This is a genomic window from Anaerotignum sp. MB30-C6, assembly GCF_030908465.1.
GTDB lineage: Bacteria > Bacillota > Clostridia > Lachnospirales > Anaerotignaceae > Chakrabartyella.
Window position 1 is genome coordinate 1,318,944 of the sequence record NZ_CP133078.1, and the last position, 14,489, is coordinate 1,333,432.

At 39.0% G+C, this 14,489-nt stretch carries 14 protein-coding genes and 1 pseudogene; 14 read left to right on the plus strand and 1 reads right to left on the minus strand.

Annotation, left to right across the window (positions count from 1 at the left end; translation table 11 throughout):
* Positions 1-675 carry a hypothetical protein gene (locus tag RBQ60_RS06700; protein ID WP_307885793.1) on the minus strand — a complete coding sequence of 225 codons (675 nt, stop codon included), beginning with the start codon at positions 673-675 and terminating at the stop codon, positions 1-3.
* A gap of 516 nt (positions 676-1,191) precedes the next feature.
* Between RBQ60_RS06700 and RBQ60_RS06705 the strand changes: the two genes are divergently transcribed.
* From RBQ60_RS06705 to mobP3, 14 genes and pseudogenes are all read left to right on the plus strand, one after another.
* Complete coding sequence (locus RBQ60_RS06705) at positions 1,192-1,503, plus strand: 4-oxalocrotonate tautomerase (protein WP_307885794.1); 312 nt, start codon at positions 1,192-1,194, stop codon at positions 1,501-1,503.
* A gap of 236 nt (positions 1,504-1,739) precedes the next feature.
* Positions 1,740-2,042: a DUF6809 family protein gene (locus RBQ60_RS06710; RefSeq protein WP_307885795.1), complete on the plus strand. Its 303-nt coding sequence runs from the start codon at positions 1,740-1,742 to the stop codon at positions 2,040-2,042.
* 86 nt (positions 2,043-2,128) lie between these two features.
* Positions 2,129-3,031, plus strand: coding sequence for a conjugal transfer protein TrbL family protein (locus tag RBQ60_RS06715; protein WP_307885796.1), 903 nt, complete (start codon positions 2,129-2,131; stop codon positions 3,029-3,031).
* Positions 3,032-3,074: 43 nt separating this feature from the next.
* A pseudogene (locus tag RBQ60_RS15310) lies at positions 3,075-4,623 on the plus strand (DNA cytosine methyltransferase); the annotation flags it as partial.
* Positions 4,624-4,686: 63 nt separating this feature from the next.
* Complete coding sequence (locus tag RBQ60_RS15505) at positions 4,687-5,031, plus strand: DNA cytosine methyltransferase (protein ID WP_442871383.1); 345 nt, start codon at positions 4,687-4,689, stop codon at positions 5,029-5,031.
* 1 nt (position 5,032) lies between these two features.
* Complete coding sequence (locus RBQ60_RS06730; RefSeq protein ID WP_307885798.1) at positions 5,033-5,290, plus strand: hypothetical protein; 258 nt, start codon at positions 5,033-5,035, stop codon at positions 5,288-5,290.
* A gap of 3 nt (positions 5,291-5,293) precedes the next feature.
* Positions 5,294-5,884 (plus strand): hypothetical protein, encoded by a 591-nt coding sequence (locus RBQ60_RS06735; RefSeq protein WP_307885799.1) that lies wholly within the window; start codon positions 5,294-5,296, stop codon positions 5,882-5,884.
* Positions 5,885-6,036: 152 nt separating this feature from the next.
* A complete protein-coding gene (locus RBQ60_RS06740; RefSeq protein ID WP_307885800.1) occupies positions 6,037-6,375 on the plus strand; it encodes a hypothetical protein in 339 nt (112 codons plus the stop codon).
* A gap of 238 nt (positions 6,376-6,613) precedes the next feature.
* The gene (locus RBQ60_RS06745) at positions 6,614-8,443 is read left to right on the plus strand and encodes a VirB4 family type IV secretion system protein (RefSeq protein ID WP_307885801.1); all 1,830 of its coding nucleotides are present in this window, start codon (positions 6,614-6,616) and stop codon (positions 8,441-8,443) included.
* Between the two features lie 48 nt (positions 8,444-8,491).
* Positions 8,492-9,574, plus strand: coding sequence for a M23 family metallopeptidase (locus tag RBQ60_RS06750; protein ID WP_307885802.1), 1,083 nt, complete (start codon positions 8,492-8,494; stop codon positions 9,572-9,574).
* Positions 9,575-9,590: 16 nt separating this feature from the next.
* A complete protein-coding gene (locus RBQ60_RS06755) occupies positions 9,591-10,556 on the plus strand; it encodes a DUF3846 domain-containing protein (protein ID WP_307885803.1) in 966 nt (321 codons plus the stop codon).
* A gap of 13 nt (positions 10,557-10,569) precedes the next feature.
* Positions 10,570-10,812 (plus strand): DUF6103 family protein, encoded by a 243-nt coding sequence (locus tag RBQ60_RS06760; RefSeq protein ID WP_307885804.1) that lies wholly within the window; start codon positions 10,570-10,572, stop codon positions 10,810-10,812.
* Between the two features lie 378 nt (positions 10,813-11,190).
* Positions 11,191-11,631 (plus strand): hypothetical protein, encoded by a 441-nt coding sequence (locus RBQ60_RS06765; protein WP_307885805.1) that lies wholly within the window; start codon positions 11,191-11,193, stop codon positions 11,629-11,631.
* 18 nt (positions 11,632-11,649) lie between these two features.
* A complete protein-coding gene (mobP3, locus tag RBQ60_RS06770) occupies positions 11,650-14,409 on the plus strand; it encodes a MobP3 family relaxase (RefSeq protein WP_307885806.1) in 2,760 nt (919 codons plus the stop codon).
* The last annotated feature ends 80 nt before the right edge of the window (positions 14,410-14,489 follow it).

The following is a 14,489-nucleotide window of genomic DNA, read 5'->3' on the forward strand; positions in this document are numbered from 1 at the left end:
TTACGGTGTGTTGGGCAGAGAGTCCAGCAGGAGCTGGAACATTTGCTTGCTGGTCTCGTAGTCGCGAGAGGTGAGCCTACTGAGTAGGTCATCAGTGAAGCCTTGTGCGAAAACTGACGCCATTGGTGCAATCAGAAACCTTTTGAGGATTTTCTCATTAAGATCCTCCATCATAGCCTCGCCGGCAAGATGAGAAATTTGGTTAAATAGTTCTTGCAGACGAATTTCATCAACCTCTTTGTTCAAATCACTCACCTGTCTTTCCACGAATCGAGAGGTAGTGTCTGCCATCATCTCGTCTGCCAGAGGAAACAAAAGCATGGAGAGGTTGGTGTACTGTTCTTGGAAAACCAGCGTGGTTTTCTGCTGTTCGCAAACCTCTTGTGCCCGTTGGTAAAGTGGATGCGGCTTTATAAGTTCTGTACCATCCAGTACATGAAAGAGAAGACTCTGCAGCTTGCCTGCTGATTGAAACCCCTCATCCGCAGCATCATAGGCAAGATTGTTGCATAATCCCTCAAAGACAAGGGAGAGGTAGCACTCCAGCAGATATCCTTGCTTACCGAGCCGTAGACGAATCTGCTTTGCCAACCGAAAGAGCGACAGCAGGGAGTTCTCTGTGACTCCGCTGTCCAGACAGCCAAAAAAGCTGTCCCTATGTTTGAAAATGTTCATGTTATCCCCGACCTTTCTTAAAATGGTCGGAAATTTCCCGTATCGTCAAAAGCGTATACAAAGGCGGAGGCGTATTGCCTCGAATCCCATGCACACGCTGTGATTTTCCTTGTGCCGCCACAGAAAAAGGATTATAATAACCTTGTCGTGGTGCCGCTTCTGCGGTTGTGCTTGGGTGCTGGCTCACCTTAGCGCAGGGTTAATGTGTTACAGCACATCATCCTGCCATGACGTTTTTTATTGTCGGGGAAACCCCGCCAGTTGTATGTAAGCTCTGAATGGAGAGATTGTCAACAGCCTTCCGAAAAAGTGGAGGCTTTTTTTGTTTTATAGAAAGAAACAAGTGAGGTAGATTGATTGACCATCCTTTGCAAAGATATTCTGTACTATTTTGGGAATGCAGAAAAGTAAATATTGTTTGGCTTTTATTTTAATTCTTTTTAGTATTGGGTATAGCTTTAAGTTAGGCTTTGGGGTATGCTTTGCTTGCAAAATTAAAAACAGGAGGAAAAAGCTATGGAAGATACTAAAAGTTTATGTGCCAAAATTCCTATAGAATTACACAATAGAGTAAGGGCAAGTCAAGAAGAAAGCGGCCTTAACCTAAACCAATATGTAGAAAAGCTGATTATTGAGTATTATCAAATGAAGGAGATGAAGTATATGGCACAAACACAAACAAGGACACTTGCACTGCAAATATCAGAGGAACTCTTTGCAAGGATAAAAAACCACATTGATAAAACCCCACACTTAACTCAAAAAGCATTCATCACCGAGCTCATAATAAAAGCTTTAGATGAAGCTGAGACACAAGAAACAAAATAGCTACTGGCAAGGATAAAATGTCCTTGATTTATTAATGTTTAGAAAATTTCCAAACAGAATTGCTCCTTATTTGTAGGTATATAGTGGAAAACCCGAATGGTATGCCTATTAGCCTAATTACGGATTTTCGATGAGTCAGAAACGATAAAAGAATATATGGAATTTTGGTTGGTATTTAGGTATAGCTAGTATTCATTAATAATGCTATTATGTTGCGCTTGAAGGAGGCGGAGAAAATGCAGAAAGAAAAATTACTTAGCAGGCTGTACAACGGAAATTTGTGTCCCATAGCAAAGGAAGTAGTTCATGGCAGTGAATACCAAAAATGCCTGTATGAAGTGGCTGAACTTGAAAAACAACTCAATGAGCTGTTAGATACGGAAGGAAAAGAAAAACTGCAAGACTTTGTCACAGCACAAGGAAAACTAAGCTATATAAATGCTGAGGAACGGTTTACACAAGGCTTCCGTATGGGAGCAAAACTGATATTGGAAATAATGAATGAAGATGACGGAGAGCTAAAATCTTTGAAGAAATAGCATTTCGTCATTTTTTTATGCAAAAACTTGGGCATATCGTGAAAACGTATGCTCTTTTTACTTGGAGAGAAAGGAGGGTTCACCTTTTGTTTATATGGGATTTTTTGCTCAGTGACGTGATGGATCAAATCATTGATTGGTTTTACGGGCATCTTGTAGGCTTTCTCGGTGACTTCTTTGCCCAGATGGGCAATATGGGTGTGGAGTTATTCGAGATGAATTGGGTTCAAAGCATTGTGCTGTTTTTTTCCTATCTTGCATGGGCTCTTTATGTTACAGGACTTGTGGTGTCATGTTTTGAAACAGGAATTGAATATCAGTACGGCAGAGGAAACCTTAAGGATACAGGAATAAACGCTGTCAAAGGGTTTATGGCAGTAAGCCTTTTTACCGTTGCCCCGATAGAACTGTATAAGTTATCGGTAAATTTGCAAGCAAGCCTTACTACAGGAATTACAGGTCATGCAAATGGAATCAGTGATTTGGCTAACAGTTTTATTACCGAATTAAACAACGCAGGAACCCTTGATGCCGTTGGAAACTCTAATGTATTTGGAGGGTTGTCCGCTATTACTTCACCCATTATGGCACTGTTTATTATTATCCTTATGGGATATGCAGTGATAAAAGTATTCTTTGCCAATCTCAAGCGTGGTGGTATTCTGCTGATTCAAATAGCTGTTGGAAGCTTATATATGTTTTCTGTTCCCCGTGGATATTTGGATGGATTTATAGGGTGGTGCAAGCAGATTATAGGACTTTGCTTAACTACTTTTCTGCAAGCGACCATACTTACAGCGGGACTGATGGTTTTAAAGGACCATGCATTACTTGGGTTGGGACTTATGTTATCTGCAGGTGAAGTTCCAAGAATTGCGGGTGCATTTGGTTTGGATACCTCAACAAAAGCAAATGTGATGAGTGCCGTTTATACGGCTCAAGCAGCAGTGAATACAACTCGGACCATCGTACAAGCGATGCCGAAGTAGAAAGGAAAGTTTCTATGGAATGGAGATGACTTAAATGTTTACAATGGGAAGCCTTTTTGATGGGATTGGCGGATTCCCGCTTGCTGCAGTTCACAATGGAATTGTTCCTCTGTGGGCCAGTGAAATCGAAAGTTTTCCCATCGAAGTTACAAAAGTACGATTTCCCGAGATGCTCCATGTTGGTGACATTACAAAGCTTGATGGGAGCAAACTTCCTGTTGTGGATATTATCTGTGGAGGCTCACCTTGCCAAGACTTATCTGTAGCGGGAAAGAGAGCCGGGCTTGAAGGTGAACGTTCGGGATTATTCATGGAGCAGATTAGAATAACAAAAGAAATGAGGTATACCGATGGAAAAGACGGAAAAGCAAATGACCTTATTCGACCTCGATTCTTCGTTTGGGAAAATGTCCCCGGAGCCTTCTCCTCTCAAAACGGAGAAGATTTCAAAGCGGTGCTTGAAGAAACCATCCGAATTGCAGACCACACCATATCTGTACCTCGACCTGCGGGAGGGGTATGGAAATCTGCTGGGTGCATTTTGGGAAGAGAATTCTCCCTTGCTTGGAGAGTTCTGGATGCTCAATACTGGGGTGTCGCCCAAAGGCGCAAAAGAATCTTTCTTGTCGCAGATTTTGGAGGACACACCGCTCCCAAAATACTATTTGAGCAAGACCGCTTGCTTGGGAATACTTAGACGAGCAAAATCGAAAGGTAAGGAGTTACCAAAACAATTAAAAACAGCATTGGAAATACAAGCCGGAATTACACAGATAGATAACATCAGTCTACCAAATATGAAAGAGATGAAATCTTATCATATTAATCAAAGGAATGAAGGTATTGACCTTGAAAACCTTTCGGGTGCGTTGATGGCAACACAAAATATGCAGATGCAGACCTTTGTTACAGAACCAATGTTTTGTTTAAATGACCAAGGTGGAAATCGCATGGATATTACTGAAAATATTACCTCAACATTAAGAGCAAGCATGGGTGGAAATCTTCCCATTGTTATGGGAAGTCAGCAAGGTGGTGCGGAAATTTGTGAAAATCTTTGCCCGACGATTACATCAGCTGCCGGAACAAGTGGAAATAATCAGCCTGTACTGTTTGATAATCACGGAAAGGATTGCAGATACAACGGGCCGCTGAAAGTTGCACCGACAGTTGCAGCAACCTATGGAACAGGTGAAAATAATGTTCCTCTTGTTTCAAAGCCTATTGCTTATAGCTTGGATAGCAGAGACAGCAATTTAATGAAATCAGATAATCCATTGTCTGGGTGTCGGGAAACAGATAAATCACAAACCTTTGATACTGCAAATCCAGATACAAGTAAAGATCAAGGTGGAATTGCCATAGTACAGGAAAGCTATTGCATTGCCAGCAATACGATTAACCGCCAAGATCATAACGGTGGCAATGGTCAAGGTGTGCAGAAAGATATCAGTTATACCCTTACAACATCAGATGTTCATGCTATTTATAAGCCTGAGCCATATCAAGATGTAGTAGGAGCCTTGTGTCATCGTAATTACAAAGGAGTTAATTCTATCTATGTAAATCAAGACAAATGCATTGTAGATAAACCATACCAGAATGTTGTTGGAGCCTTGTGTAATGGTGATTGGAAAGGTGCAGGCAATCAATATGTGAGCCAAGACAAGTGTATTATTGATAGCCAAAGCACCATATATGGACAATCTGCATTTGCAGATTACAAGGAAGGCTGTGACACTTTAAGATCTGAAGGCGGTAAAAATGGTGGAGGTAGTAAAAATCTTGCAGTATCACGAAACCTTGTACGCAGGCTGACGCCTCTTGAGTGCGAAAGACTGCAAGGCTTTCCTGATGGGTGGACGAATATAACAAAAGCATCAGATTCGCCAAGATACAAGGCACTTGGAAACAGTGTGGCAATTCCATGCGTAGACTTTGTTCTACGTGGGATTGCATTTTTCTTGGGAAAATCCAAAGAAGAAAGAGAGGAAAGTTAAAATGTATATGTATCCCGATAATTTAAAAGCAAAAGCAACACTATGGCTTTGGGAACTGCGTGACATTGGTATTATCGGAATAGGATTGCTTATTTCTGTTTTTGCCCTTGCTCAAACAGGCATCCTTTTCCCTGTTGTAATTACTGCGGCATATGCTTTTTTAAGCATTCGCTTTGAGGATATGAGTATCTTGGATTTTATCCGATATGCTGTATCCTTTTTTATTTTAAAGCCGCAAACATATGAATGGAGGTTGTAAACTATGAGCAGAAGAGAAAAGACCACGAAAAAACATAAAAATTCTACAAGAGAACTGATGGGAATTACGGAAATCACTGATTACAGCCTTGTTACTTCTTTCGGTGAACTTGTATATTTTATCATACACCCAACCAATATTTCTGTACTTTCGGAAAGCAGTGTAAGCAGTAGAATCTATGCACTGATGACGGTGCTGAAAGGTATTGCTGAAATTGAAATGCTCTGCCTTAATTCCAAAGAGAATTTTGATGACAATAAGGAATATCTGAAAAAGCGTATGGAGGAAGAGGAAAATCCGATTATCCGAAAACTTTTGATGCAAGACAGTACCAACCTTGACCGAATGCAAGTGCAGATGGCTACTGCTCGTGAATTTTTAATAATCATTCGATTGAAAAATGAGAAAGAAAGTGATGTGTTTCCGTATTTATCTCGTATAGAAAAGAGCCTAAAGGATCAAGGTTTTACAGCAAGGCGAGGGGATAATGCGGATATTAAGAGAATCCTTGGCGTTTATTTTGAACAGAATGTCACGACTGATAGGTACGAAGATTTTGACGGAGAACGTTGGGTAGTGCTTGGTGAGAGGTAGTTGTTGTGATTGAAAATTTTCTGTTGAAGTTATATAATTAATAAAACAGATAAAGAAAACTTTTCAGAAAGAGAAGTTGACAAAAAATATTGGTTGTTTATTATTTATATAATTTACATTACTGCAAACCTAAATTATTGGAGGACAGCTTTGTGAAGATTTATTGGAAAAAACTATTTGAATTGAGTGGTTTGTTACTGGCTGGCACAGGTGCTGTCATTGTTGCAATCTGTTCAGCTAGCAAAAATAGTAATAGCTTTGAAAGTTGGTTAGGGACAGCGTCAGATGACGATCTTTCAGATAACTATGAAGAAAGAAGACAGCAATGGTTAAAGGACGGTTGTGGCGGCAATGGTGAGAAAACCGCTGAAATGAAGAAAATTGACAGTGAAATGAGTAGACGGGCAGCCGAAAAATGGGAGAAAAATCCTTGTCGCAATACAGATCCAAACTTCCGTTGGACTGATGTAAATCGTTGGGATAAAGATTGATTCTTATAAAAAGAATATTTCATTTTTGTGATAGTTTATTCAAACGTTAAAAGTTCGCAAATATTTTCTGTCACAGATATAGGAACTTATTAGCCCTAAAAATTACCATTTGTAGAAGAGATTTTGAGTATATCAGAAACAACCACTTAAAATTACAACTAAATAAAATTACACTAACCCAAAAGCAACTTCATTGGTGAGGTTGTTTTTTTTCATGTTTATAACAGAGAAAGGACTGATGAAACCATTGAAAAATCAAAACATTGCAACCGAATCGAGTGGTCAACTCAAAACATTTTTAGATATGATTGCTCCATCCGTGATTAAATTTAATGTGGATCATTTTATTTGTGGAAACACATTTCGATGTGTGTGGGCACTGCGTGAATATCCCACAGTAACTGAAGAACAGGCAATTCTCCGCCACTTAGGTGAAAAAGATGGCGTGACACTGCGCACCTATACAAGACAGGTAACACCAACAGAAGAAAAAAGAATTATCCATAATGCCACAAATAAGAACAGAATGAATACTGCGAATACCAGCGATTTGCAAGAAAGCGTCACTGCTGAAAGCAATCTTCAAGATGTGGTTACATTGGTATCAACTATGCATCGAAACCGAGAACCACTCTTACATTGTGCAGTATATATTGAACTGACTGCAAACGACTATGACAGCCTAAAGTTATTACAAACTGATGTTTTGACAGAACTTGTTCGCAGTAAACTGAATGTAGATAGGTTGTTGCTTCGACAGCAACAAGGCTTTTTCTGTGTTGGCCCATCGGGAAGAAATATTTTTGGCAGTCAATTTGAGCGAGTCCTCCCTGCTTCATCCGTTGCAAATCTGTATCCCTTTAATTATTCGGGAAAGACAGACAGCAACGGTTTTTATTTAGGCAGAGATAAGTTTGGCAGTAATATTCTTGTGGATTTTGATAAGCGGGATGATGACAAAACCAATCCTTGTATTTTAATATTAGGTAACTCAGGACAAGGCAAAAGCTATCTTCTCAAGCTGATTTTATGTAATATCTTAGAGTTAGGTAAAAGCGTAATATGCCTAGACCCAGAGCATGAATTTGCTGAGCTTGGAGAAAATTTAGGCGGCTGTTTTGTGGATTTAATGAGTGGACAGTATATGATAAATCCACTAGAACCGAAAAGCTGGGATGACGGTGGCTCGCCACAGGATAAGGATGCACCCATTGCATTCAGACAAGCAACCAAACTCAGTCAGCACATCAGTTTTTTAAAAGATTTTTTCCGTTGCTATAAAGACTTCGATGACAGGCATATTGATGTGATTGAAATTATGCTTGGTAAATTGTATTACAATTGGAATATCAGTGACAACATAGACTTCACATCACTTGAGTCTAAGGACTATCCCATCCTGTCTGATCTTTATGCTCTGATAGAGAAAGAGTTTAAAGACTACGACAAAGAAAAATATCAGCTTTATACTGCTGAATTGTTACAGGAAATTCTACTTGGACTGCATTCTATGTGTATAGGCGCAGAGAGTAAGTTCTTTAACGGCCACACCAATATCACTTCAAGCAGGTTTATTGTGTTTGGTGTAAAAGGATTATTAAATGCAAGCAAGAATGTGAAAAATGCTTTGCTTTTCAATGTTTTATCCTTTATGAGCGACAAACTGCTCACCGAGGGGCATACAGCGGCCGCCATTGATGAACTGTATTTATTCCTTACAAATATGACTGCCATTGAGTACATCAGAAACTTTATGAAAAGAGTGCGAAAGAAAGAGTCCTCTGTAATTCTGTCCAGTCAGAACTTGGAGGATTTTAATATTGAGGGCATTCGTGAGATGACAAAGCCGTTGTTTTCTATTCCAACTCATCAATTTCTGTTCAATGCCGGTGCGGTGGATTCTAAATTTTATATGGATACCTTACAGCTTGAACAAAGTGAATACAATCTTATCAAGTTTCCACAGCGTGGAGTATGTCTCTATAAATGTGGTAACGAGCGATATAACCTTGTAGTTCATGCTCCAACATATAAGGAAAAATTGTTCGGAAAGGCAGGTGGAAGATGATGATTACCTATCACAAAATCATGGCTAAAAACCTAAGGTGGTGGTGATATGGCAGCTATTTCGGGAGCAGCTCTTGCCAAAGCAGCCGCTGCGGTTTTATCTAATGACAAACTTAGAAAAGGGGTGGGGTGGATTATCGTGGCAATCATATCCCCTATCATTGTCACCATAGCTTTAATCCTTGCAATTCTTTCAGGAACTGCAAGTCATAACAGCACAGCACTGGAATTATCCTTTAACGGTGGTGCTATATCTGAAAAAGTACCAGTGGAATTCAGAATGCATATTGAAGACATGCGTTACAGCTTTGGCTTGCTTGACTATGATATTAAAAGTATTAACAGCAAAACAGATTATAACGAAAGCCTTGATTCGGTAAGAGTTAAGGCTGTTTTTTTTGCTCTGTATTTCGGCGATGAACGCCCAGCCCTAATCAATACTCTGCAGTTTGCAGACTGCTTTGTCGTTTATGAACGAAGAACTCGCACCGTTACAAATGAAGATGGCAGTACCAGCAAAGAAACCTATACGGTAGCGGTTCCTATTAAAGAACTATCAATTATTTATGAAAATATTGCTAAAGTAATGGGAATAACCGCAACAGCTGATGACAAAGCCAATGCTACAGAAATCTATTACCGTATTAAATACGGCAGACCTGCGCCTACCTATGGGAAGGAGTTTGACGATTTTACAAATGGACTTCCCATTTCTGATGTTCCGTTCGTAGGTGTAGATGGCTTTACCGAACCTGTGGCAAATTGGAGAAATTCGGTTACCAGTGAGTTCGGCTATCGTAAAGACCCATTCACAGGACAGAAGAAAGGGCACGGAGGTATTGACATTGGAAAACCAAAAGGCACTCCGATTTATTCTGCACTTGACGGAACGGTTATGCTTGTACGTTATTCCAATACAGGCTATGGCTACCATGTGATGGTAGATCATGGCGGAGGTTTTATTACCCTTTATGGGCATTGCTCAAAGTTACTTGTAAGTGAGGGGCAAAAGGTATCAGCAGGAACAAAGATTGCCGAGGTAGGCACTACAGGCAGAAGTACAGGAAATCATTTGCACTTTGAAATCCGTATAAACGGAGAAAAACAAAATCCAAGAAGTTATTTACCATAAGAGAAAGGAGGATTTTATGCTTAAAACAAATGCGATTTTTGAAAGAAAATGCTCTGCTGTTCAAACACAGCCTTGTGTTATAGAAGCCGTAGAGCAAATGGATCGTGAAAAATTTAAAGAGTTTTCTAATGGCTTGCTTGAGGACAGACAGTTTATTGCAGATCACAAAGAGGATATGTTTGTTGATTCTAACGGTGTAATTCACGGACTGCTTGCTCTTGATATGGAAAGCGGTGACGGTATTCTAATTGATTCAAGCGGATATGACTATGCGAGATACAGTGCATTCATGCCAAATATCAAGCCTTATCTTGATGAGCAGATTGCTCTTACAGCAGACAAAATCATCAAGGATGGGATAACAAATGCAGAGAACGGCAGATGGTCTTTTGACATTGATGATGCCAGAAATTGCTGCAAAATTCATATCAAGGAGAGCAATGGAATCGGTGGCATGCTGATTTCGGATCTTCGTGAAAGACAGGAAATTGGCGAAATCGTGGTGGAGGGTAACTGTTTTGAGATCACTCTTGATTCTGAGTATTGTAATAAGCTAAAAGATAATGAGCAAGATTTGGAGAATGATGAAGTACAGGAGGAATGTGCAATGACAGGAAATAAAATTAAAGTTGTAAAGATGGATGTAGGTAAGCCACCTGTGATAAAAGAGATTGAGAATACTCTTGAGGCATTACAAGCAGAAGTTGGTGGACTCATTGAATGTGTTTATCTCGATGATGGATGCCTTGCTGTTGTCAATGAAGAAGGAAAACTAAATGGAATGGAACCAAACAGAAGGTTGGGCTCAGATATTATCTGTGGTCCATTTTTTATTTGTGGTGATAGTGATGATGGTGAATTTGTATCACTTGATGACAAACAGGTTGAACAATACACCCGGATGTTTTCTGATGTTCCCGCTTTTACAGGGGAAGAACCGGAACTGGAACCACGAATGACGTTTATAGGTTTTGATTTTTAGGAGGATGAATGAAATGAAAAAAGCAGCTTTAACCTTGACTTTTGAAAAAGAAAAACTGGATGCACTTGAATTTTATATGGAGAAAAAGGATGCTAAATTGCACAGCGAACTCTCCGATACTATTCAAAAGCTGTATGAGAAATATGTACCACAGTCTACCCAAGAATATATTGAAGATAGAATTGCTAAAGAAACTAAGCCGATTAAGGCTAAAAAGCCGATAAATACACCGCAATCAGATAACAGCAATTTATAAGAAACAGATAATCGGCCACATTGCCACTTGTGTGCCCTTGTGTGAGACTTTCATACCCGAGATAGGATAAGTATAACCCTTGCAAGAATTGAGGGCGGTTTGGGCAAGGTTTTGCGAAATGCCAAGACAAGAAAAATAAAACCTAATGCACTACTCAGCGTCCTAAATTAGAGGTGAACCCACCGTTCGATTTAGGTGCGGGATAAAGAGAGGTGGTCGCAAGCGACCTCCTCTCGGTCACAAAGCTCGGCAGTGCCGAGCTTTTCTCGCATTCCCGTTAGGTGGTCGAAAAACAGGTTTTGTGATGCTTAGGTGGTCAGCAATCAACGAAAAGACCGTGATTACGGCATTTTCAAGGTGGTCAAACAGGTGGTTTCGATGATTAGGAGTGATATTTTGAAAGAACTACAAAATAAGAATAAGAAAAGAACAACAGTTTGGCTGTCTCCAGAAACCTTTGAAAAAATGGATCTTTTATTGAAAGAAGATAATTGCAATAACCGAAGTGAGTTTATTGAAAAGGCATTGACTTTTTATATGGGATATTTGGTTAGTAATCAAACAACAGATTATCTTTCTAAAATTCTATTGGGAGCAATTCAAGGTACACTTAGGGAAACGGAAAATCGTCAATCAGCAAATCTCTTTCGTTTGTCGGTAGAGATGAGTATGATGATGAACATTCTTGCTGCCGGGCTCGAAATCAGTGATGAAGATTTAAGAAAACTTCGTGGCAGATGTGTTGCCGAAGTAAAAAGAAATAAAGGCAGAATTAATATGGAGGATGCAGTAAAGTATCAAATGGGTACCCAAGAATAAGAAAGAAGGGGGATTTTTATGGCAAGGATAATTTTTAAATGTCCTTATCTAAAAGGCGGTAATAATACAGCACATCTATCTAATCTTGTAAAATATATTGCAACAAGAAATGGTGTGCAAAAGTTTAGTGCTGAAAATAAAAATCTCCCTGCCACAAAAAAGCAAGCCGCGCTCATCAAAAACATCTTGAAGGAGTTTCCTGACAGTAAAAACTTATTTGAGTATGAAGATTATATTCAAAACAAAACAATTGAAAATGCATCAGACTTTATTTCCATAGCATTAGAACACAACCTTGATGTAACAGCGAAGAAAGAAAATTACGTGGATTACATTGCAAATCGTCCAAGGGTAGAAAAATTATCTTCCCATGGTTTATTTACAAGCGGAACAGAAAAAATAGTTCTCTCAAAGGTTGCGGAAGAAGTTGCCCATCACGAGGGAAATGTTTGGACACCAATTATCTCATTAAGGCGAGAGGATGCTGTAAGCACAGGATTTGATAACGTAGAAAAGTGGAAAGACTTTCTTGAATCCTACGCACCAACCATTGCTGAAAATTTAAAAATACCGATAGAACATTTTAAATGGTATGCAGCTTTTCATAATGAGAGCCACCACCCACATATTCACATGATTTGTTACTCCACAGATATTCGCAGAGGCTATCTCACCAAGGATGGTATAAAAAATATAAAGTCCGGATTGGTGTCGAATATTTTTCATAATGAGATGAAAGAGATCTATGCCGAGCAAAGTCACAGAAGAGATAATTTAAAAGCAGAAAGCAAGAAAATATTTCTTCAGCTGATTGCAAAAATGAAAACTGGCAATGTTCAAAATCCAAAGTTGGAGTTGTTACTTCTTGAACTTGCTGAAAAGCTAAAGCTTACCAAAGGTAAACGAGTCTATGGCTACTTATCTCCAAAGCTAAAAAATATCGTGGACAGTATTGTAGATGAATTAGCAAAAGAAAAAACAGTTTCAGATGCGTATAACCTGTGGTATGAAATGAGAAATGAGGTGCTTAAAAGCTATTCCGATAATCCTACAGACCCTATACCGCTTTCTAAGCAAAAGGAATTTAAGCCAATCAAGAATTTTATAATTTTTGAGGCAGATAAACTCTCTAAAAATGAAATCAGCTTATCAGAACTTGAAGATATTGAAGTTGATGGAGAATATGAAAATACATCAGCTGACAATTTCTTAGATAAAGATTTTGAAGAAGCTAGTGAGATATCTGCTTTTACGTTAGACGAAATAGATAATGAAAGTATAAAAGAACCGTCTATACCGCATGTAAAATGGTCTGAAGATTATAAAAAGGCTCGAAAGCTTTTGTTTGGTACAGAAAATGAAGAACCCGACTTTGAACAAGCAATGGAGATTTTTAAATCAGAATCCGTAAAAGGGAATGTGCTTGCTGTATTTGACTTAGGGCGAATATATGCGGATGGTCTAGGTGTAGATATGGACATCGATAAGGCACAGAAATACTATGCAAAGGCACTCGAGGGGTTTAGTTTTGTAGAGAACAAAAAGCCATGGAAATATACCCAATACCGCATCGGCAAAATGTTTGCACAAGGACTTGGGATAGAGCAAAATTATGAAAATGCTGCGGAATGGTTTGAAAAATCATCTTCGCAGAAATATAAGTTTGCAGAGTATTCCCTTGGCGGACTTTATTATCGTGGGCAAGGTGTAGAGCAAAACTATGGAAAAGCCTTTGAACTTTATCAGCAATCTGCAAAGCAAGGCTTCCCTTATGCGGATTTTGAAGTAGCCAAAATGTTTCGTGATGGTATAGGCACAGAAAAAAATGAAAAGCAGAGCAATATTTATTTCAAAAAAGCATTTGTAGGCTTTGAAGATTTAGAGAAACAAAACAGAGATGATAAACTGCAATACCGTCTCGGTTGGATGCTGCAAAATGGAATCGGCACAGAAAAGGATATTGTCAGAGCAAAAGAGTATTTTCAAAAGTCCGCAAAGCTTGGAAATACATTTGCTTGCTATTCTCTTGCAAAAATCATCCTTGCAGAGGAAAATCCGGCAGAGGAAGAAATAAAATCAGCAATTGAATATTTAAAAACTGCATCTGATAGTGGTAACCCATTCGCACAGTATGCTCTTGCTAAACTATATTATGAGGGAAAATATATCGGGCAGGATATATCAAAAGCGATTGAACTGTTTACATATTCAGCCGAACAGGATAATGAGTGGTCAGATTACCGACTTGGTAAGATATATTTGACAGAAGACAATTTCAAAGACATTACTTCTGCCACTCGGTGGCTTAAACAATCCGCAGAAAAAGGCAATCAATTTGCTCAGTACGTTCTCGGAAAACTATATCTTAAAGGTGAAGAAATTCCGAAAGATGTTGAAAAGGCATTGCAGTATCTTACTTCATCAGCGGAACAAGGCAATCAGTTTTCACAGTACATTCTTGGCAAGACATATTTAATTGGCGAAGGGGTGGCAAAGGATAAGGAAACTGCTGTGAAATGGTTTACTTTATCAGCAGAACAAGGTAATGAATATGCAAAGTTTTTTCTTGAAAATATGGATAAATGGCATGAGCCATCATTAGGTTTTGCAGTTTCAAGGTTATTTCATCATATGAGCCGAATTTTGGAGGACAACATTTCAAAGCCCAAATCTCCTGTCAGTCTTACGGTAGACAGTAAGTTGCTGCGTAAGTTAAAGCAAAAGAAAATGACGCAAGGCCATAAGCAAGATGACCTTGAGCAGAATATGAGTTTGTAAATCGGCAGTCTTTCAATCGAAAGGCTGCTTTTTTTACCCTTAAAACTATAGAAAGGATTTTTATTATGAAAAACAAGCAG

Coding starts and splice junctions, on each gene's coding strand:
- RBQ60_RS06700 (WP_307885793.1), bottom strand. CDS start 675: ATGAACATTTTCAAACATAGGGACAGCTTTTTTGGCTGTCTGGACAGC.
- RBQ60_RS06705 (WP_307885794.1), top strand. CDS start 1,192: ATGGAAGATACTAAAAGTTTATGTGCCAAAATTCCTATAGAATTACAC.
- RBQ60_RS06710 (WP_307885795.1), top strand. CDS start 1,740: ATGCAGAAAGAAAAATTACTTAGCAGGCTGTACAACGGAAATTTGTGT.
- RBQ60_RS06730 (WP_307885798.1), top strand. CDS start 5,033: ATGTATATGTATCCCGATAATTTAAAAGCAAAAGCAACACTATGGCTT.
- RBQ60_RS06735 (WP_307885799.1), top strand. CDS start 5,294: ATGAGCAGAAGAGAAAAGACCACGAAAAAACATAAAAATTCTACAAGA.
- RBQ60_RS06745 (WP_307885801.1), top strand. CDS start 6,614: ATGAAACCATTGAAAAATCAAAACATTGCAACCGAATCGAGTGGTCAA.
- RBQ60_RS06750 (WP_307885802.1), top strand. CDS start 8,492: ATGGCAGCTATTTCGGGAGCAGCTCTTGCCAAAGCAGCCGCTGCGGTT.
- RBQ60_RS06755 (WP_307885803.1), top strand. CDS start 9,591: ATGCTTAAAACAAATGCGATTTTTGAAAGAAAATGCTCTGCTGTTCAA.
- RBQ60_RS06760 (WP_307885804.1), top strand. CDS start 10,570: ATGAAAAAAGCAGCTTTAACCTTGACTTTTGAAAAAGAAAAACTGGAT.
- RBQ60_RS06765 (WP_307885805.1), top strand. CDS start 11,191: ATGATTAGGAGTGATATTTTGAAAGAACTACAAAATAAGAATAAGAAA.
- mobP3 (WP_307885806.1), top strand. CDS start 11,650: ATGGCAAGGATAATTTTTAAATGTCCTTATCTAAAAGGCGGTAATAAT.